The organism is Corynebacterium sp. HMSC061H03 (assembly GCF_001838215.1).
Classification (GTDB): domain Bacteria; phylum Actinomycetota; class Actinomycetes; order Mycobacteriales; family Mycobacteriaceae; genus Corynebacterium; species Corynebacterium jeikeium_D.
In genome coordinates, this window is the sequence record NZ_KV836055.1 from 1 (window position 1) to 18976 (window position 18976).

The 18976-nt window shown below is 57.9% G+C and carries 16 protein-coding genes and 3 tRNA genes; 10 read left to right on the forward strand and 9 right to left on the reverse strand.

Annotation, left to right across the window (positions count from 1 at the left end; genetic code table 11):
- Window positions 1-102: 102 nt before the first annotated feature.
- Window positions 103-175: transfer RNA gene (locus HMPREF2787_RS03030), tRNA-Lys, on the reverse strand.
- 652 nt (window positions 176-827) lie between these two features.
- Between HMPREF2787_RS03030 and HMPREF2787_RS03035 the strand changes: the two genes are divergently transcribed.
- Complete coding sequence (locus HMPREF2787_RS03035) at window positions 828-1997, forward strand: L,D-transpeptidase (RefSeq protein ID WP_070858353.1); 1170 nt, start codon at window positions 828-830, stop codon at window positions 1995-1997.
- Between the two features lie 53 nt (window positions 1998-2050).
- Here the strand turns inward: HMPREF2787_RS03035 and HMPREF2787_RS03040 are convergent, their stop codons facing one another.
- Window positions 2051-2734 carry a LuxR C-terminal-related transcriptional regulator gene (locus HMPREF2787_RS03040; RefSeq protein WP_083326644.1) on the reverse strand — a complete coding sequence of 228 codons (684 nt, stop codon included), beginning with the start codon at window positions 2732-2734 and terminating at the stop codon, window positions 2051-2053.
- 61 nt (window positions 2735-2795) lie between these two features.
- Entirely contained in the window at window positions 2796-4001 is a 1206-nt protein-coding gene (locus HMPREF2787_RS03045; protein ID WP_070858355.1) for a sensor histidine kinase, read from the reverse strand.
- Window positions 4002-4150: 149 nt separating this feature from the next.
- Between HMPREF2787_RS03045 and HMPREF2787_RS03050 the strand changes: the two genes are divergently transcribed.
- Both HMPREF2787_RS03050 and HMPREF2787_RS03055 read left to right on the forward strand, forming a co-directional pair.
- A complete protein-coding gene (locus HMPREF2787_RS03050; RefSeq protein ID WP_083326645.1) occupies window positions 4151-5167 on the forward strand; it encodes an ABC transporter permease family protein in 1017 nt (338 codons plus the stop codon).
- Window positions 5168-5264: 97 nt separating this feature from the next.
- Window positions 5265-6059, forward strand: a complete 795-nt coding sequence (locus HMPREF2787_RS03055) for an ABC transporter ATP-binding protein (protein ID WP_048761330.1) — start codon at window positions 5265-5267, stop codon at window positions 6057-6059.
- A gap of 93 nt (window positions 6060-6152) precedes the next feature.
- Here the strand turns inward: HMPREF2787_RS03055 and HMPREF2787_RS03060 are convergent, their stop codons facing one another.
- Complete coding sequence (locus HMPREF2787_RS03060; protein WP_210401187.1) at window positions 6153-6533, reverse strand: hypothetical protein; 381 nt, start codon at window positions 6531-6533, stop codon at window positions 6153-6155.
- 91 nt (window positions 6534-6624) lie between these two features.
- Between HMPREF2787_RS03060 and HMPREF2787_RS03065 the strand changes: the two genes are divergently transcribed.
- Window positions 6625-6969, forward strand: coding sequence for a hypothetical protein (locus tag HMPREF2787_RS03065; protein WP_141763261.1), 345 nt, complete (start codon window positions 6625-6627; stop codon window positions 6967-6969).
- Window positions 6970-7423: 454 nt separating this feature from the next.
- Here HMPREF2787_RS03065 and HMPREF2787_RS03070 read toward each other — a convergent pair.
- A tRNA-His gene (locus HMPREF2787_RS03070) sits at window positions 7424-7499 on the reverse strand.
- Between the two features lie 143 nt (window positions 7500-7642).
- Window positions 7643-8296 carry an oligoribonuclease gene (orn, locus tag HMPREF2787_RS03075; RefSeq protein WP_070858358.1) on the reverse strand — a complete coding sequence of 218 codons (654 nt, stop codon included), beginning with the start codon at window positions 8294-8296 and terminating at the stop codon, window positions 7643-7645.
- Window positions 8297-8566: 270 nt separating this feature from the next.
- Between orn and HMPREF2787_RS03080 the strand changes: the two genes are divergently transcribed.
- Window positions 8567-9211, forward strand: a complete 645-nt coding sequence (locus HMPREF2787_RS03080; protein ID WP_070858359.1) for a TetR/AcrR family transcriptional regulator — start codon at window positions 8567-8569, stop codon at window positions 9209-9211.
- A gap of 69 nt (window positions 9212-9280) precedes the next feature.
- Here HMPREF2787_RS03080 and HMPREF2787_RS03085 read toward each other — a convergent pair.
- A tRNA-Arg gene (locus HMPREF2787_RS03085) sits at window positions 9281-9353 on the reverse strand.
- A 110-nt stretch (window positions 9354-9463) separates the two neighbouring features.
- Between HMPREF2787_RS03085 and HMPREF2787_RS03090 the strand changes: the two genes are divergently transcribed.
- From HMPREF2787_RS03090 to HMPREF2787_RS03110, 5 genes are all read left to right on the forward strand, one after another.
- Complete coding sequence (locus tag HMPREF2787_RS03090; RefSeq protein ID WP_070858360.1) at window positions 9464-11611, forward strand: bifunctional copper resistance protein CopD/cytochrome c oxidase assembly protein; 2148 nt, start codon at window positions 9464-9466, stop codon at window positions 11609-11611.
- 232 nt (window positions 11612-11843) lie between these two features.
- Window positions 11844-12404: a single-stranded DNA-binding protein gene (locus tag HMPREF2787_RS03095; RefSeq protein ID WP_070858361.1), complete on the forward strand. Its 561-nt coding sequence runs from the start codon at window positions 11844-11846 to the stop codon at window positions 12402-12404.
- A 287-nt stretch (window positions 12405-12691) separates the two neighbouring features.
- On the forward strand, window positions 12692-14362 hold the full coding sequence (gene ettA / locus HMPREF2787_RS03100; protein WP_016422285.1) for an energy-dependent translational throttle protein EttA: 1671 nt from the start codon (window positions 12692-12694) through the stop codon (window positions 14360-14362).
- A 136-nt stretch (window positions 14363-14498) separates the two neighbouring features.
- Window positions 14499-14942 carry an acyl-CoA thioesterase gene (locus tag HMPREF2787_RS03105; protein ID WP_070858362.1) on the forward strand — a complete coding sequence of 148 codons (444 nt, stop codon included), beginning with the start codon at window positions 14499-14501 and terminating at the stop codon, window positions 14940-14942.
- A 6-nt stretch (window positions 14943-14948) separates the two neighbouring features.
- Complete coding sequence (locus HMPREF2787_RS03110) at window positions 14949-15752, forward strand: DUF8185 domain-containing protein (RefSeq protein WP_070858363.1); 804 nt, start codon at window positions 14949-14951, stop codon at window positions 15750-15752.
- A gap of 36 nt (window positions 15753-15788) precedes the next feature.
- Here HMPREF2787_RS03110 and HMPREF2787_RS03115 read toward each other — a convergent pair whose 3' ends face one another.
- The gene (locus HMPREF2787_RS03115; protein WP_070858364.1) at window positions 15789-16187 is read right to left on the reverse strand and encodes a globin; all 399 of its coding nucleotides are present in this window, start codon (window positions 16185-16187) and stop codon (window positions 15789-15791) included.
- 67 nt (window positions 16188-16254) lie between these two features.
- Window positions 16255-18957 carry an aminopeptidase N gene (gene pepN, locus HMPREF2787_RS03120; RefSeq protein WP_070858375.1) on the reverse strand — a complete coding sequence of 901 codons (2703 nt, stop codon included), beginning with the start codon at window positions 18955-18957 and terminating at the stop codon, window positions 16255-16257.
- Window positions 18958-18976: the final 19 nt, after the last annotated feature.

The following is an 18976-nucleotide window of genomic DNA, read 5'->3' on the forward strand; positions in this document are numbered from 1 at the left end:
CGGAAAAGACACACTTTTCTTTACTTAACCCCAAGTTGGCGTCTGCGCTTGTTATGCAACAAAAAGACCGGGAGGGTATTTCTACCTTCCCGGTCTGTATCGTGCGCCATCAGGGACTCGAACCCCGAACCCGCTGATTAAGAGTCAGCTGCTCTGCCAGTTGAGCTAATGGCGCTTACTGTTTCCTGCTTGGTGCTCTCTGTGTGAGCTCCTCGCCGGCAACGAGAAGATATATAACCAGGTTTCTGATTGTTTGTAAAATCGGCTGGTCAGAGGCTGTTTTTGAATCGATGTTTTTGCATGTTTTTTGAAGGTTTTTGCGCAACCGTTTGAAAAAAGTTCAGAAAAAGTTTGAAAATCCTCAAAGTGGGGTGGGGCTGTATCAAGGTCATCAGCGTCGGGAGTGTGCATAGATGCCGCAGTGGCGTTCGCCGGTGTTCAGTAACGCTCGGCAACGTTCGGTGGCACTTTTGAATAGCGAACTGATTACTTTTCGGTAACGCAGCCTCAAGGGTCCGCCGTTTTCCCAGGTCGGTTGAGGTGCCCCGTTTTTTTGGGGTTGCACAGCAGTTTTCCAGAGGGTTAACTATAGGAACCGTTGGGCTACTTTGCGTGCTGCGCCCTCTGAGGGGTTAACGACTGCGGTTGGGCAGTCAATAAGGCTTTTCAGTTAGGGCGAGCGTTTTACCGGTGGCTAGTGCTGCTGCAGGGTAGTCTGACTTTTTTTCGAGGGCGCACCAGGGGCTGTAGCAGGACTCCGCTGTGTGTCGCAGTGTGTCCCCGGGACTTACTACTTAATAATTGCACTGTTGGAGTGAAGCACGATCATGCGGCAATCTTTTAAGCGCCTGTCGATGGCGGTGGTGACATTTGCGGCCACCATTTCGCTAGCTGCTTGTACCGTCGGCGGAGATAATGCCGAGCAGCAAGAGGCGGAGAAGCCAGACGTTGGTCTTGTCGCCAGTGTGAAGGACGATGCCACTGATGTTTCGGTGGTTGACCCGATTTCGGTTCAGGTGGACGAGGGGCATCGCCTGGACAAGGTTGTTATGACCAACCCTGAGGGTAAAGAGGTCAAGGGCAAGCTCGACTCCAGTGGTACCAAGTGGACCACTGCAGAACCCCTGGGCTATTCAAAGACCTATGAGATTAACGCCACTTCGGGCACAGAGAAGCTGGCTACTTCTTTCACCACCGTCGAGCCGACTTCTCAGGTGAATGGTTACCTGTCCCCGCTGGATGGTTCCACCGTGGGGGTCGGTCAGACTATTGCGGTGAAGTTCAGTGCGAGTATTTCGGACCGCAAGGCAGCTGAGGAAGCAATAAAGGTGACCACCGAGCCAAAGGTGGAAGGGGCTTTCTACTGGCTGAATAACAGCGAGGTGCGCTGGCGTCCAAAGGAGTACTGGAAGCCGGGTACCAAGGTTACCGTGAAGTCCGATATTTACGGCACGGATCTTGGTGGCGACATGTACGGTGCGGATTCTGCTGAAACCAGCTTCACCATTGGCGATGAAGTGATCGCTATTGCTGATGATGCGACTAAGACCATGGTCATTAAGAAGAATGGTGAAGTCGTAAACTCCATGCCTATCTCTATGGGGTCGAATGTTCACCCGACTCCGAATGGCCAGTACATCATCGGTGATCGCAATGAGAGCATGGTGATGGACTCCCGTACCTACGGTTTGTCTCTGGATAACGGTGGCTATGTCACGCCGGTTAACTACGCAACGCAGATGTCCTACTCCGGTATCTACGTCCACGGTGCACCGTGGTCAACGTGGGCACAGGGCAGCGTCAACCAGTCTCACGGCTGCATTAACGTCACAGACGCCAACGCTAAGTGGTTCCTTGATAACACTAAGCGCGGTGACATTGTGATTGTGAAGAATACTATTGGTGGGACGCTCTCCGGCGTTGATGGACTAGGTGACTGGAATATCCCGTGGGAGACCTGGAAGAAGGGCAACGCCGACGAGACCAGCTCTTGGTAGCCCCTATCCCGTAGGTGAGGCTGTCACTTAAGCCACACGGGTTAGACCGCCTCCTATTCGCCCAACATTCCCAGCTCCTGCGCCCGAGCAACAGCCGCGGTGCGGGAGCTGACGTCTAGCTTGGTGAAAATATGTACCAGATGCGATTTCACAGTCGCTTCTGTGAGCACCAGCTGTTCTGCAATTCTCCTATTCGACATACCCCGCGCGACCAACTCGAGCACCTCGAGTTCGCGCGGGGTTAGTGCTGTATTGGGGTTACGCATCCGACCCATCAAGCGCCCGGCAACTCGCGTGTTCAGCACAGTCTCGCCGCGAACGGCACGACGGATACCGTCGATGAGTTCTTCGGGAGCGGCATCCTTCAGCAGATAACCAACTGCGCCTGCGGTGACAGCGCCGAGCACATCGGAGTCCGAAGAATAATTGGTCACCACCAACACTTCTGGAGCCTTTACCCCGTGCCCAGCCAGTGAGCGGATGGCTGCGGTGGCATCAACTCCGCCTGCGCGGGTAGCGGTGCCAGGGGCCTCACCAAAGCGAAGGTCCATGAGTACCAGATCGATGTGGTCGCAAGAGTCGTTGTCAAGCGATGCGCGCACCTTCTCGACCGCCTCATTACCGCTGGCCGCCTCGCCAACCACGACGATATCCGGCGCCGATTCAACGACTGCGCGAAGACCAGCGCGCACGATGGGATGATCGTCGGCGATGAGGACTCCGATGGGCTTGGTCACCTGGCTAACTCCTCGGGTGATGTGAATGGTCGTTTCTTACCTGCATACCAGGCGCGGGACTTTAAGAGGCGAGCTCGTGCGGGATGCTGACGCTGACACCACAACCGCGCCCCGGTTCCGACTCGATGGTGAAGGTGCCGCCGAGCTTCTCCACGCGTCGGCGCGCGTTGGCGATTCCCACGCTGTCGTCGTTAGTTGGTGCGGTGGGGTCGAAGCCGATGCCGTTGTCGACGCAGTCGAGCAGGACCTCGTCGGGCTGGTAGGTCAGGGTGACACGGCAGCGGGTGGCGTGTGCATGCTTGACGACGTTCGCCAAGCTCGCCTGGGCCACCCTGATGATGGTGGCTTCGACGGTGGCCGGCAGCCGCGTGGGTGTGCCGTCGACGCAGAAGCTGACAGCATCACCTAGCACCGTGGAGGAGCAGACTTTCTCCAACGCACCGGATAGGTCTGCGCCTTCGAGGGGAGCGGGCTGAAGTGCTGCAATGATGCGCCGAGTTTCGGCCAGATTGTCGGCCGCGACCTTGCGGGCGAGCTGTAGCGAATCCACCGAGGCCTGGTCATGCTGAGTGGGAGCACTTTTCATGCGAGACTCCACCGAATGCAGCAGCAGCTGGATGGAGGAAAGCCCCTGCGCCACGGTGTCATGAATGTCGGCTGCGAGACGTGCGCGTTCGTCTAGCTCACCGGCACGACGGGACAGTGCTTCCGAGTGGGCGCGGGCAGCTGAGAGCTCCTCCAGCGCCTTGGTCTTTTCGATAGTCTCCTTTTGCAGGAGCCGGAAGCCCAGCCCCACCGTAAGTACAAACGTCCCGCCTAGAATGGGGCCGAGGACACCACCAAATGTCAGCGGAGTATGGATAGCGATAGCGCCAATTGCCGTCGCCGTTGTCGCTGCCACCATGATTACGGCCGTAAGACCGCCTGTTACCTGCAGAATTACGAAAAACAGTGGGAAAACCAGGAACGAGGCATCCAGCGTCGCAAACGCCAACGCCGCCCAGCACAGCAGCAGAATCACAAGCCAGCCCAGCAGCAGGCCGCGCGGCTTAGTCAGTGCGACCTCGTTGGCTACGTTGCCATGCCGAGCCCGACCAATCGGCCCGACCGAACCTGCTATGTACACCGCTAGAAAACACGCCGCATAGGTGATGATTCGCCACTGCGGGTCCGGAACCACGCATACCGCTAGCAGCACCAGCACCAAAACATCCAGGGCAAACCGCAGTAATTGCCAGCTGCGGTTCAGGGTTTCAGGAGTATCCACGCCCTCGAGCTTAGGACAGTTCCACCTGCCAAAACACCGCTGACGAGCCGGAATTGTCAACATCAACCGAAAGTTGGAGACGAAGTTCAACCTCCCTGGCGATTAAATCCTCCTTTGAATTCACGACCATAATGAGTATGTACCAGTCAATGAAAGAACTTCGGGCCGCTCCAGGCCGTGCGGCACTGATCACCATCACTGTTGGCATGATTGCTGTGATGGTCACATTCCTCTCGGCTTTGGCTGCAGGACTGTCTGACCAGTCCGTTTCCGCACTTGACGAGGTCTACGGCAAAAACGATGCCGTCGTCGTCTCCGAAGGGGCTACGTCGTTGTCGTCGTCAAGCATGGGCGAAACGGCGCGAAAGAGCGTCCAGACGTGGGCGAACGATAATAACGCCGCCGTCCGCGATGTCTACGTCAGCCGTGCGCGCGTCGACCAAACGCCCGTCACCGTCATCTCCGATTTTTCGCTTAACGACGACCAGGTGGCCGTCACCGACGGTGTCAGTGAAACGGCCATTGCGGAAGGTGACTCGCTGACCCTGTCTGGCGCGATGGGTGATCATAAGGCCACGGTTGCACGACTGGTGGGGGATAAGTGGCTGGACCACCAAGCAGTCATTTATGCCGGGCGCAGTGTGATGGAAGACCTGACGCCGGGGCAGATGGTGCCGGCGGCAATGGTTGTCGACGAGTCTGCGGCGCAGCTGCCGGGTGTACCGGAAGGGACCATTCTGCGCGACGGCGAACGCAATAATCTGTCGGCTTCCTACCAGGGTGAGCAGACCTCGCTCAACGCGATGACCTCGATGCTGTATGTGATTTCTGCACTGGTGGTAGGCGCATTCTTTACAGTGTGGACTGTCCAACGACTGCGCGGTGTGGCTATCTCCTCGGCACTCGGTGCGTCCCGCTCAGTGCTGGTGGCCGACTCTTTGGCACAGGTCCTGGCCGTGTTGGCATTCGGAGTCGGTGGTGGTGTTGCGGTGACTGCAGCTACGGGCTGGGCTCTGCAGAGCGGCGACGTCATGCCAGTTGTGGTCGATGCTTCCACGACCGTTGTGCCGGGGCTCATTCTGGCCGTGACCGGCGTAGTTGGTGCGCTGCTGGCACTGGTGCCGGTATTCCGCGTCGATCCGACCACCGCATTGGCGAATGCATAGGAGTGCGTTACTGCGGCGGCTCCCTGCACCATACACACCACACACCACGCACCACGCGCATCACGAACAACCCTGCAACTGAGGAATTGAGGACAAAATGACTACCTACATCGACAACAAGGCTCCCGTGGCACTGGCGCTGAAGAACATCTCGCTGACCGTCCAGGACGGTGAAAACAAGCGCACCATTTTGGATGACATCTCGCTGAAGATTCGAGCTGGCGAGGTAGTGGGGCTGGTGGGGCCATCGGGTTCCGGTAAGTCGACATTGCTGACCATTGCCGGTTGCCTGAAGAGCGCCGATTCCGGATATGTCACTCTGTACTCCAACAAGCAGGACTCGAACGGTGCAGGCGCTGCCGAGAACACGGAACGAACAGCCATTGACTTGAGCGCTCGCGGCGCGGATGCTGCCAAGATTCGTCGCGAACACATCGGTATCGTCTTCCAGCAGCCGAATCTTCTGCCCGCCTTGACGGTTAAGCAGCAGCTCATCGCGATGCGGCGACTGGGCCGCGTCTTCGGTTGGCCCGCGGGTGGCCGTCGTGAAGCGGAGAAGCGCGCGGATGAGCTGCTAGAGGCAGTTGGCCTGGCAGGGCTTGGAGACCGTCGCGTAAGCCAGCTTTCCGGTGGTCAGCAGGCGCGCGTCAATGTTGCGCGGGCACTGATGAATGAGCCGGAAGTGCTGCTAGTCGACGAACCGACTGCGGCCCTGGATCAGAAGACCGCCGGTGCGGTGACACGACTGATTATGGATGTGACGCGGAAAATGGGTGTGGCCACCCTGTACATCACCCACGACCTGGGCCAGCTCCACGGCGCCGACCGAATCGTGGAGATGGTTGACGGCAAGCTGCAGACATCGGATGCAGGCTTGGTAGCTACTCGGTAGGCACTGGGGAGTAACGGGGGATTCGGTAGCTACCAGCAGCGGCTATCCGCTGGGTAGCTAACCGGTCGCGTCGGCTTACCAGGTGGCGGGAAATTACCAGGTGACGTAGGTATCCTTGCCGACGGTAAAGCCGTGGTCACCACTTACACAAGTCATGTTGTTGTCCTTGGAACCGCAAGTGACAGTCTCGTCGGATTCAAAAGACATCCGGACTTTGATTTTCTTGCCATCCTCGAGGGGTGTACCCGTACCTATCGAAGGGAAAGTTCCCTGCTGCAGCCAATTCTTCGGCTTGGTTCCCAACGGAGAACGCACTGGCATCCAGCCAACGTTGGTTGCCTTTGGCGGGTTCGGCATATCTCGGACACCGTCGTCAGCACGCTCATCATGGGGCCACTCACTATGGTCGCCAGGCACGGCACAGACAGCTTTGTCAACGACAAAGTGGCACTGCACCGTTTCGTCCGGTGTCATAAAACGCGTGCCTGCCAGTTCTCCAGAACCGTTTTGCGTGTAGAACATGGCATCGACTTCCTCGAGGTCGTCGAGGATGCTCGCGTAATCCTTGGCGCTATCTGCAGCGGTGCTCGTAGAGTTCGAGCTGCTTCCCGACGTCGAAGTCTCAGAGCTGGTCGAGGTACTGGAGTCTGATGAGCTCGAGCTAGAGGTACTTGAATCAGAAGTACTTGTGGAAGACAGGGTGGAAGAAGATGCGCTTGAACTGACGGCCTGCTCTGAGCTAGCGCTGCTTGCGTCGGAGTCGTCCCCGTTACAAGCTGTCAAGCTGCCTGCGATGGCAACACCTGCAAGCAATGCGGCTACTTTGCGGGGAATGGAGATTGGTGAGTGCTGGTGGGGTGCGGGGTTTTTGAAGGTCCTCATGCACGACAGAATATCCTCGCAGCTATAGCTGGGTAAGCGTTTTTCACCAATTTATTTAGGGTTAATAGACAAAAGTGCGCCTGATTCTCAAGATAGTGACTGGTCAGACCCCAACTGTGGCAGTTCCACAACCTGGGGGTAGGTAGCAAAACCGGAAAACCCAAAAACTATGGAGTGCACATGCGAATTCGGGCTGCACATGTGAAACTGCCCAACTTTATAGCACTTTCAGGTCATTTTTCGGGCCATTTTTGCTATAAGCGGGGTCAGTAACTCGCATGGGATTGTCGTTGCTGGCATAAACGCAGTCACTAACTCGCATGGAGGGCTTAGTAGCAAAAGGCCCCACCCGGTGACACGCTGGACAGACACACTTTTCTTTACTTAGCCCTATTAACCCGCGACCTGCGTAGGGCGGATTCTAGGGGGCGTGGACACAGAAGACCCTCGGCCGGGAAAAATTCCTGGCCGAGGGGCCTATTTGGGGTGACTGACGGGGCTCGAACCCGCGACACCCAGGATCACAACCTGGTGCTCTACCAACTGAACTACAGTCACCATTACCGCATCAAAGGAGCTGTGTTCTCAGCTCATCTCTGCAGCGAACTATATGGTAGCCCACAGTAGGCTGGAAACAAAAACAGCAGGTCAATCCGGATAAATTTGGAGAAGGGTGAGGTTTGGGGTCGTCGTAAAGCGAGCTAGCCGCGAATCTCACCGTACTTTTCTGTCGATTCCTTGCTTGCGGTGGAAATAGCGTCGGCGTCCGGACCGGGGTGGGGCAGAAGCATGGCGCGACGGTAGTAGTCCAGCTCGCGGATCGACTCCTTGATATCTGCGAGAGCTCGGTGAGCGAGACCCTTTTCTGGAGCGCCTTTGAGGACCTGGGGGTACCAGCGCCGGGCCAGTTCCTTGAAGGACGAGACATCAATCATGCGGTAGTGCAGGTGCTGATCGAGCTCTGGCATGTAACGGTGGATGAATTTGCGATCGGAGGCAATCGAGTTGCCTGCCAGCGGGGCGGTGCGGGGCTCGGGAACCCACTGGCGGATGTAGTCCAAAACAGCCTGTTCGGCATCGGCGACATTGGTCTTGCTTGCGCGAATTTCCTGATCCAGGCCGGACTTCGCATGCATCTTGGTGACAAAATCGTCCATCTGTGCCAATTCGGTCTCGGAGGCGTGTACGACGATGTCTACGCCTTCCCCGAGGATGTTGAGGTTGGCATCGGTGACGAGAGCCGCGATTTCGACAATGACGTGGCGCTCGGGTTCGAGACCTGTCATCTCACAGTCAATCCACACGATGCGGTCGAGCTCAGGGGAGAGCTGGAGGTCGGGATCGGGCTGAGTCATGATTTCACCTTTCGCTGAGATTCGGCATGATTCTGCAGCGTGCCTGACTTTGTGTCCGGACTGGGCTGCGGAGCGCGTGTTGACTACGCCCAGCTTAGCGATGTGGATTGTGCTGTGGCCGGGCGTGTGGTTAGTGGAGGGAATTGTGGGAGAAACGAAATTAACTGGAAAGTGAGGTTTTAGAATTGGACAACGGGGAATGAACTAAATCGACCTATTTGCCTGATAAAATTACTTCTGAGTTCGGATTCCAACGGGAGAAATAGTTACATGGATGAGACGAGGCGTGTTGGCGACGCTGCTCAAAGCACCACCGCGGCACAGAAACCATCCGTCGATGATGTCATCATTGCCGCTGCGCGCGAAAGCGTAATGACTGTTGGCTTGCGTAGGACTTCGATTGCAGAAATTGCTCGTAAGGCAGGGGTTTCGCGGCCGACCGTATATCGTCGATATGCCGACATCGGTGAGCTTCTGGCGGAAGTGACCAACCGCGAAATCCTGCACATGCTTGAGGGGCTTCGTTATGTCCCTGGCAATTCGCGCGCCCGTATGCTGCTTCGTATTCGAATCGTCGTTCAGCGCATCATCGAAAGTGACTTTTTCCCTGGTCTAGTCAAGACAGACCCTGACCGCGTATTGCAAGTGCTCACTGGAGAGATGAGTGACACGCAGATGGAGATTGTGGAGAAGTTCATTCTCCCCGGTGTCCGTCACGGGCAGGAAGATGGCACTATTCGCGAGCACGACCCATATCAGTTGGCACGCAACATTTACCGTCTGATTCAGACGATGGTGCTGGTGTGGCGTCCGGATGGAAAAGATGCTGCGCTAGACAAGAAATCTGTCGAAGAGGTTGTCGACATGGTTGACCGCTACTTGCGTCCGGATCCCGCGGATAACAAGAAGGACTAATAGCCAAGGACCAAAAGGTAAAAACCCGCCTGATACTGGTAGAAAACCAGTTCAGGCGGGTTATTTGTGCGCCCCCAGAAGGATTCGAACCCTCGACCAATCGGGTAGAAGCCGACTGCTCTGTCCACTGAGCTATGGAGGCCAGCTAAGAAAAGCATTGTAGCGTCTCTGGCACAGCCAATCACAACCGGTTCTAATCCCAGTGGTGTTACCGGTTCTGCTCTAGGAACTTTGGTCGCTAAGCTTAGGGCTATGACTGCCACGACCAAGGCCGAGACCTCTCCGCCTGTTAGCAAGGATAAGAAAGTCCGTAAATCTGCTGGTTGGTACGTTGTTTTTGTGCTTATCGGCGGCGTTCTAGCTGGTTTGCTCTCGATGGCGTTCAACATGGATTCGCGCGCCACGTTGGGTATTCCCGATCCCGGCACAATCACCACCTTCGGGTTCCCGTTCGCGAAGGCGGCTGGTGAGCTGCTCGCCTGCCTCGGTGTCGGTTCGTTTATGCTCGCCGCTTTCGGTACGAAGCAGCGTGCCGACGGCACTTTGGGCCTCGACGGCTACACGGCATCTCGCACGGGTATGTGGGCCATGCTCGGCTGGGGTCTCATGGCGCTGATGGAGATTCCACTGGTTCTCTCCGATGTATCGGGCCAGCCGCTATCGACGACGATTCAGCTGAGCAACTGGGCTGTCTCCTTGGAACAGACCAAGGAGGGCTTGGCGTGGCTGTGGGTAGCTATTTTTGCGGGCATTGTGGCGCTTGGTTCATCGCTGACTCGTAAGTGGATTTGGCAGCCGGTGTTCTTCGCCATCAGCTTGGTGTCGATGATGCCGCTGGCTGTTGTAAGCCACAACGCCTCCGGTGGTGCGCACGACTACGGCACTAACTCCTACATCTGGCACTTGACCTTCACTGTTTTCTGGGTCGGTGGCTTGATGGCGCTGGTTGGGCACGCGCGTCGTCGCGGTGAATGGATGCCAGAAGTCGTGAAACGCTACTCGTTTGTGGCGTTGGTGGCATTCATCGCAATGTCTGCCTCTGGCTTCATTAACGCAGCCATTAACATCGACTGGTCTGACCTGGTCAGCAACAACTACGGCATCATGGTGCTGGTCAAGGCTGTGCTCACCATCTTCCTGGGGCTATGTGGCTATGTGCACCGCAAGATCACCATTCCGGAGATTGAGCGCGCTCAGTCGAATCGTCCATTCTGGCGTTTGGCCATTGTCGAGGTCATCATCATGGCGCTGACAATCGGCGTTGCCGTTGCTCTGGGCCGTACTCCGCCGCCACCGAATTTCTCCGAACAGGCCGGTGGTGAGGGCCTGCCGTCGATTACACAGATGCAGGTCAAGCTCGGTTACAACCTGGAGATTCCATTCGGTTGGGAGGCCATGTTCACGCAGTGGCGCTTTGACATCTTCTTCGGCTCTGCCGCCATCATTGCCGCGTGGATTTACCTGTACTGGCTCTACCTGTTGAAGAAGCGTGGCGGAACCTGGCCACTGTCCAACACCCTGTGGTGGCTCGCCGGCTGTGCCACGTTGCTGTTTACTTCGTGCAGTGCGCTGGGCGTATACATGCCGGCTCTGTTCTCGGTTCACATGATTGCCCACATGCTTTACTCCATGGGTATTCCGGTCATGCTGGTGCTGGGCGGTCCTGTCACGCTCGCGCTACGTGCGCTGAAGCCGGCCGGCCGCGATGGTCTGCCGGGGATTCGTGAGTGGCTGGTGGTCTTCATCAATAACCCGGTGTCGCGTTTCCTCACGCACCCGGTTGTGGCAACGGTGCAGTTCGTCGCAGGATTCTACCTGCTCTACATGACACCGATTTACGACTTCCTGGCTGATGAGCACGCGGGCCACGTGTTCATGAACATCCACTTCTTGATCTCCGGTTACATCTTCTACTGGGTCATTATCGGTGTCGATGCTGCACCACAGCAGATTGAGCCGTCGGTCAAGCTGGTCACGCTGATGGGGTCGTTGCCATTCCACGCTTGGTTCGGTATTTCGCTGATGCAGTCGCAGAAGGTGCTTGCCGAGACCTACTACGCCAGCCTGGATCTCCCTTGGGCAGTGAATCTCCTGGAAGATCAAAACGTTGGTGGTGCCGTCGCGTGGGCTGCCGGTGAGGTTCCGCTCTACATCGTTACCGTTGCGCTGTTTGTACAGTGGCGGCGTTCCGATGAAAAGGATGCAGCCCGTTACGACCGCGTCGCAGACCGCAACAATGATGAGGAGTTGGCCGCTTACAACGAAATGCTCGCACGCATGAGCCAGCAGGTCGGTGTTGGTGGCGAGGACGAGCGTGATTACTACACCTCGGAGGTTGACGCGCAGCATCCGGTGCACATGGATAATCCGATTGATGCCTCGAAGAGGCGTGGAAGGTAGCGTCGCTAAGCTGATTTCGCATGCTTGACGACGAGGATTGCCGCGACTTCGCCCCTCAACTTCATACGTAGCCTGTGGATAGTTGTCTTTTCGACAAACTTATCCACAGGCTTTTTATGTACCTCTTTCAATTGTTTCTCGAAGCCGGAAAAGTAATTGGCACGGCACGAATGAGACACCTTCGAATTATTCGGCCGCAGTAGGTAAACGCTTTCTTTGGGGGAGGAGCCCGATGTCTGAGGCAGTTATTACCGTGGTGGGCAATGTGGTCCATCATGTGGAAAATCGAAATACCAATTCTGGGGCAAAGGTCTGCAAGTTTTCTGTGGCATCCAGCAAGTCATGGAAGGGGGAGAATGGTTGGGAGCAGTCGGAGACGTCATATTTTGATGTTGAATGCTGGGGCAAGCTCGCCGAGAACGTGAACAACACGGTGTGGAAGGGCCAAGCCGTCATTGTCCACGGTCACGTTCGTACGGATCGCTGGGAGGGCGATGATGGTACGAAGCACCAGCGCCAGAAGATCATTGCTAAGGCGGTGGGGCCGAATCTGCGCCGTCACCTGGCAACGGTGAAGACTATGACTGAGAAGCCACATGAGTCGCCAACTGGTCTTGGTGAGGCGTCGACCGGGGATTCGGAAGCTTCGGTTACGGAGACAGTTGCGTCTCAGGCCGGGGCAGTGCGCACCTTCGCTGCTGGTGCGGGCGGCGCTGGTGAGGCGGGGAACACTGGTGCAGCCAATTCTGAACAGCGAGAAATGGCTGATGCGGGAGTTAGCGCACCGTTCTAACCCAACAGCCAGTACATCGTTGTAGGGCGGAATTAGAGGGGGAGCCGCTGAAAGAAATGAAAGAGGGGAGGGGGAATTACTGCACGTGAGGTGACGCTGCTGAGAACGGGGAGGGATCGCATACGATTCGGCAGCGTGATCTCACAGCTAGTTTTGCTAGCAGTCTGGCAGAGATTTTGGTGGGAAAGGATTGTGGGTACGCCCATGTAGATTGTGCCTTTTGGTTCCTATGCGTAACCTCTACAGGGATTGCTTATTTCCTTTCTACGAGGGGACGAAATTCCACCATGGGTGAGTTCATCTACCAGATGAAAAACGTGCGTAAGGCGCACGGCGATAAGGTTATTCTCGACAACGTCACCATGGCGTTTTACCCGGGCGCAAAGATCGGCGTGGTCGGTCCGAACGGCGCAGGTAAGTCGTCGATTCTGAAGATTATGGCTGGCCTGGATCAGCCGAGTAACGGTGAAGCTTTCCTGGAGCCGGGTGCCACTGTCGGCATCCTGCTGCAGGAGCCTCCGCTGAATGAGGAGAAGACCGTTCGCGGCAACGTCGAGGAGGGCCTCGGCGACATCTTCGAGAAGAAGGCCCGTTTTGAGGCTATCGCCGAGGAAATGGCCACCAATTACACCGACGAGCTCATGGAAGAAATGGGCAAGCTCCAGGAGGAGCTCGACGCCGCTGATGCTTGGGAGCTGGATTCCAAGATTGAGCAGGCAATGGATGCGCTTCGCTGCCCGCCGGCAGACGAGCCGGTTACTCACCTCTCCGGTGGTGAGCGTCGTCGTGTAGCACTGGCGAAGCTGCTGCTGAGCGAGCCGGACCTGCTGCTTCTCGACGAGCCCACTAACCACCTGGACGCCGAGTCCGTACTGTGGCTCGAGCAGCACCTGGCTAAGTACCCGGGTGCTGTTTTGGCCGTGACCCACGACCGTTACTTCCTGGATCACGTCGCTGGCTGGATTTGTGAGGTCGACCGCGGCAAGCTCTACCCCTACGAGGGCAATTACTCGACTTACCTGGAGAAGAAGGCTGAGCGCCTTGAGGTTGCAGGTAAGAAGGACGCCAAGCTGCAGAAGCGCCTGAAGGACGAGCTGGCGTGGGTCCGCTCGGGTCAGAAGGCTCGCCAGGCCAAGAACAAGGCCCGTCTGGAGCGCTACGAGCAGATGGTGGAGGAAGCCGAGCAGTACAAGAAGCTCGACTTCGAAGAAATCCAGATTCCGACCCCGCCGCGCCTGGGTAACCAGGTTGTTGAGGTAAAGGACCTGGAGAAAGGCTTTGATGGCCGCGTCCTGATTAAGGACCTGTCGTTCACCCTGCCGCGTAACGGCATCGTCGGTGTTATTGGCCCGAACGGTGTGGGTAAGTCCACCCTGTTCAAGACCATCGTGGGGCTGGAGCAGCCGGATTCCGGTGAGGTCAAGGTCGGTCAGACTGTTCAGCTCAGCTACGTTGACCAGGGTCGTGAAAACATCGATCCGGAAAAGACCGTCTGGGAGGTTGTCTCTGATGGTCTCGACTACATCGTGGTCGGTCAGAACGAGATGCCGTCTCGTGCGTACCTGTCTGCCTTCGGTTTCAAGGGCGCGGACCAGCAGAAGCCGTCGAAGGTTCTCTCCGGTGGTGAGCGCAACCGCCTGAACCTCGCGCTGACTCTGAAGCAGGGCGGTAACCTGATCCTCCTGGATGAGCCGACTAACGACCTTGACGTCGAAACCCTGTCTTCGCTGGAAAACGCACTGCAGAACTTCCCGGGCTGTGCCGTGGTCATTTCCCACGACCGTTGGTTCCTGGACCGCACCTGTACCCACATCCTCGCATGGGAAGGCAACTTCGAAGAGGGCAAGTGGTTCTGGTTCGAGGGCAACTTCGAGGGCTACGAGAAGAACAAGATTGAGCGTTACGGCGAGGAGGCTGCACGCCCGTCGCGCGTCACTCACCGTCGCCTGACCCGCTAATCTGTTTCTCGCGAATCTGATTTTTGCCAACGGCAAAGTCCGGAACCTTGTGGACTGGCTCGCACCAGTGCACAGGTCCCGGGCTTTCGCTTTTTCGCAGGATCCGTAGCTCCAGAAAACGCCTATAGTTCTGGGTATGACTGAATCAGCACCATTTCGTACCAACGTCGCTATCCGCTGGTCTGATTTCGATCAGTATGGCCACGCTAACAACACCGCTTTCCTGGAATACGCCCAGCAGGCTCGTCTGGACTTTGTGATGCGCGGTCTCGGTGGCGGGGCAGGGATGCCTGCTGCAGTGGTTCGTCGCCTGGAGATTGACTACGTCCGCGCTATTTTGCCGGACACCCAGGAAGTTGTGGTTGAGACCGAGATCATCAACTTCGGTCGCACCTCTTTCACACTCCGCCAGACTATCGCCGACCAGCATGGTCACATCGTTGCTGTGCTCGAAACGGTGATGGTGATGTTTGATCTCAAGACTGCGAAGGCAGTCGAGCTCTCCCCGTCTGCCCGCCGTGAACTGGAGCGCTTTGCAGCTCCCGCAATCGAAGACAACAAAGAAGACCAGGACAAGTAATTCGCCGTGACCACTTCTCATCCCGCTGCCGAGCTGACCTTCGGCACTCCCGATGCCCTGAAGAATCTGGGCGTCCTGGCCCATAAGGCCTACGCCCTCGACGAGAACACGTTGCTACGCATCCGGGCACGTAAGACCGCCGCCGCTGGTATCAGTTCCTCCTCGGCACCCACCGCTGCGCCAGCGATGTCGCAGGTATGGGTGAAGACGCCCATCGGCCCGCTGGCCATGCGCACGGTTGCGCTGCAGGCGCTTCCCGACGACATCATCGTCACCGCCGCGGAGATTAAAGACATCGCGGTGCGTGCCTTTGCGCAGGCAAAAACTGCTGAGGACGCGGAGGAGAAAGAAGCCTCGCTCACCACGTTGCCATACCGCGTCCACGCGCAGTCGGCGTCCTCCTGGCCGGGATTCCTGCCAGTGCCGGAAGGATGGCAGGTTGTCGACTATGTTCCAGCCACTGCTTTCCGGACTCTCGAGAAGCAGGGGCGCGCGGTCGCCGTCGAATCTTCCGGCCCCATGGGCATGCCGCCGTCTTTGCTGGACCAGAAGGTTCTCACAGTCAGCGGCGGTACCGGTGAAGCCACTGTTGATACAGGGGAGGGGCAGCCGCAGGAGACGTCGGCAAGCGTGGTGGACGTAACCATGCGGGACGTGTTTGCGCTGTGCACGATGGGCTTTATCCCGGAGCAACCGGACGAAAAAGAGCCGGTGCGCGTGTCCACGAAGGGGCGGTGGCACCGGCTGGATGGACGGTTTGGCTCGGTCTTTACGCTCGAGTCCTTTGGCGTGCTGCCGCTGCTGAACTAGCGGGGCTGCTGAACTAACGGGGTAGGAGCTTAATTCCTACTGCGCGTCAAAGCGGTTGATGAGCATGTCAGCAACCTGCACCATGTGGTTCCACATGGCCTCGCGCTGGGGGCGGGGGAGCTCCTCATCAGAAATGTCTGCGATTGCGGCGCTCATGATCTCCAGCCAGCGGTCGCGTTCGGCCTCGCCGATGGAAAACGGCATGTGGCGCATGCGCAGGCGCGGATGACCACGCTGTTCGCTGTACGTACGCGGCCCGCCCCAGTACTGGACGAGGAACATGCGTAGTCGATCTTCGGCGCCCTCCCAGTCATCGCTGGGGTACATCGGGCCGATGAGGTCATCGGAACGCATGCGCGTGTAAAAACCATGGACGATGCGATTGAAGACATCCTCGCCGCCGACGGAGTCAAAGAGCGTCTGAGAAGTTGTCATGGCACCAAGTCTATCGACTTGATGCCACGAAAACGATAACGGCCAAAGTGCCGGCCGAAATCACTTGTTACTTCGCGTCGAACTCGCGGGCGCGAAGAGCGAGCTTCACCAGGAACTGCTGCTCAGAAATGATGCGCTTGACCGGCGATGCAGTCTCGTCGCTGTCGAGCAGGCGCTGAGCGGCTGCAATGGCCGATTCGCTGATCTCCCAAGTGGGGTAGAAGCCCTCGAGGAGAGTCTGAGCCGTCTCGGAGGAGAACTGCTTCCACCAGCTGTTGGCAACAGTGAAGAAGTGCTCCGATAGCGAGGTCGCCGACTGCTCCGCGTTGATGGTGGCGCGGGCGTCGTCGTCAAGCGCCTGCGCGAGCACCGCACCCGAGCCCGGTGCGTTGAAGCCAGCAAGCAGGTGGCGAATGACAAGGTTCGACGGGGCGTCGTCGCCGGAGACCGTCGCCTCTGCCCAGACGCGGGACTTGTTAGCGAGTGTCGGCACGGAGGCGCGGCAGGCGATGGCGGCCTGAGCACCGAGTGCTGAGTTGTCGGTCTTTTCAAGCTCTGCGATGGCGTCCTCGCCTTCAAGACCAGCGGAAACCAGCGACTTCAGGGCACGCCACTGCATGTCGGTGTCGACAGTGACAGCGGGGAAGCCAGCCTTGTCGGCGTCGCCGGCGTAGATGGCGCGCAGTGCGCCCACGACATCGCTATTCGACGAGCCCACGGAGGCCAAAGCGTTAACGAAAACCAGGGCGCGGTCGGCGTCGGTTTCCTTCTTCGCGTAGCCCAGCAGACCCTGTGCCAGCAGATCGCGTCCAGTGGAGTCGGCCCACTGTGGATCGGCGTAGACGTTGACGGCGCTGACCGCCTGGGCGATGACGCGCTCGAGGACGGAGAGCTTGTCCTCACCTGGGATGCCGCGGAGCACCAGGTTGACGAAGTCGCGTGCGCGCATCTGACCTGCGCGAACCATCTGCCAGGTAGCGGACCAGCACAGTGTGCGTGCCATCGAATCGGTAAAAGCGCCGATGTTGTCGATGACGGTGGCAAGCGAGCCCTCGTCCAAGCGAATCATGCTGTAAGTGAGGTCGTCGTCGTTGACCAGCACGACATCGCCGACTGGGGTGTCGACCAGCTCTGGGACTTCGGTGCGTGCACCGCGGACGTCGATTTCCACGCGCTTGGTGCGTTCGAGTACGGCATCCGCGCCGGTGCCGCGCAGGTTGTAGATACCCACGGCGATTCGGTGATCACGGAGTTCTCCGGCACCCGGCTCGGCACCATCCTGCGTGACTGCGAAGGAGGTGTATTTACCGGCCGACTGGCGGAAGTCCGGTGCCAGGGTGGTGATGCCAGTCGTGGTCAGCCACTGATCAGCCCAACCAGACAAATCGCGCCCCGAGGCCTCGGAGAGAGCGTCCAACAGGTCTGCGAAGGTGGCGTTGCCAAAGCGGTGGCGGGCAAAGTGAATACGAGCACCGGCGAGGAAGGCGTCCTGACCAACGTAGGCGGCCAGCTGTTTGAGCGTGGATGCGCCCTTGGCGTAGGTGATGCCGTCGAAGTTCTGCTCGACGGTATCAATGTCGCTGGCATCGGCGGCAATCGGGTGCGTCGACGGCAGCTGATCCTGCTTGTAGGCCCAGGCCTTTTCGACGTTGGCGAAAGTGGTCCAAGCGTGGCTGTAATCGGAAACCTCGACCTGAGCGGCGGCAGCAGACCAGGTAGCGAAGGACTCGTTGAGCCAGAGGTCATCCCACCACTGCATGGTGACCAAATCGCCGAACCACATGTGAGCCATCTCGTGCAGGATGGTGTCGTTGCGGCGCTCGTAGAGGTAATGGGTGGGCTTGGAACGGAAGACATACTCGTCGCGGATGGTCACGCAGCCAGCGTTTTCCATCGCGCCCATGTTGTATTCCGGGCAGAAAATCTGGTCGTACTTGCCGAACGGGTAGGGCTCGCCGAAGTGCTTGGCGTAGAAGTCGAAACCTTCCTTAGTCTCCTTGAACAGAGTGTCGGCATCGAGGTACTCGGCGATGGACTGGCGGCAGTAGAACCCCAGCGGAATAGCCAGTTCGCCCTCCGGCTGGTGCTCAGCAGGGGTTTCCGGGTGCGGTGCGACAGTGCCGGTCCACGAATCAGTGACCTCGTACCACGGGCCCGCACAGACTGCGACGAGATACGTCGACAGCGGAACATCCACCGAGAAGTCGAAGGTATCGGCCTCATTGCCGTGGACATCGGTGGTGGTGCCAGTCTTGGCCACCGAGTTGGAAATTACCTTCCAGCCCTTCGGTGCCACGACGTGGATTGAGTACGTTGCCTTCAAATCCGGCTGGTCAAAGCAGGCGAATACGCGCTTGGCATCGGCAGTTTCAAACTGCGAGTACAGGTAGGTTTCGCCATCGGCGGGATCCTGGAAGCGGTGAATGCCCTGGCCGTTGTTGGTGTAACGGCAGTCAGCGTCGATAACGACGGTGTGGTCACCTTCGGTCAGGTCCACGTTGATACCGGTCTCGCTGGCATAACGAGCGGCCTCCGTGGCATCGACACCGTCGATGGTCACACTCTTGACTACTGCATCACGCAGGTCAATGAAGGTGGAACCCGCGCGCTTCGCCGTCAGAGAAATTGTGGTCTTTGAAGCGAATGTTGGTGCGCTGTTCAGTCCACCGACAGGTGCGGTGGTGAGGTCGAGAGAGATGTCGTAGTGGGACACCTCGAGCATGGCCGCACGGTCGGCGGCTTCGGTCCTGGTTAGGTTCGTGGAAGTCATGCGACCAGTGTAACCACGA